Source organism: Candidatus Symbiopectobacterium sp. NZEC135, from assembly GCF_025962695.1.
Map to the genome: position 1 here is coordinate 1 of NZ_JAGFPF010001507.1, position 523 is coordinate 523.

Below are 523 nucleotides of genomic sequence, written 5' to 3' on the forward strand. Positions count from 1 at the left end.
GTGACGGTGGCACATTCCCGGCATCAACCTGGCGTTGGTGCGAAACCAGCTGAACGTCAAAGGCGATTTAGGTCAGCAATGGCAACTGGACGGCGTCATTGATGCGCCTGCGTTAAACGGTGCGTTGCCGGGGCTGGCGGGGCGCGTTGCCGGTACGGTACGGCTGCGTGGCAACCACACCGCACCGCAGCTGTTGGCAGATCTCAATGCCACAGGGCTGCGCTGGCAGGGCTTATCGATCAACCGCCTGACGCTGGAAAGCGATGTGCGCTCGAAGGCGCAAGTGAATGGCCGCATGGCGTTGCGCGTTGAGCAATTGCAGCAGGAAGGGCTGAAGGTTTCTCTGCTGACGCTGAACGCACAGGGCAACGAGCAGCAGCATCAGTTGCGCTTGAACGTGGAAGGGGAACCTGTCGCCGGACAACTGACATTGACCGGGCATTTCGACCGGGCGCAGCAGCGCTGGCGCGGCACACTGGATCAAACCCAGTTCACTACGCCGGTGGGAGAATGGCGTTTGTCG

General features: G+C 61.4%; 1 pseudogene. It reads left to right on the top strand.

The annotated features are described in order from the left end of the window. Positions 1 to 4: 4 nt before the first annotated feature. A pseudogene (locus tag J5224_RS35070) lies at positions 5 to 523 on the top strand (translocation and assembly module TamB); the annotation flags it as partial.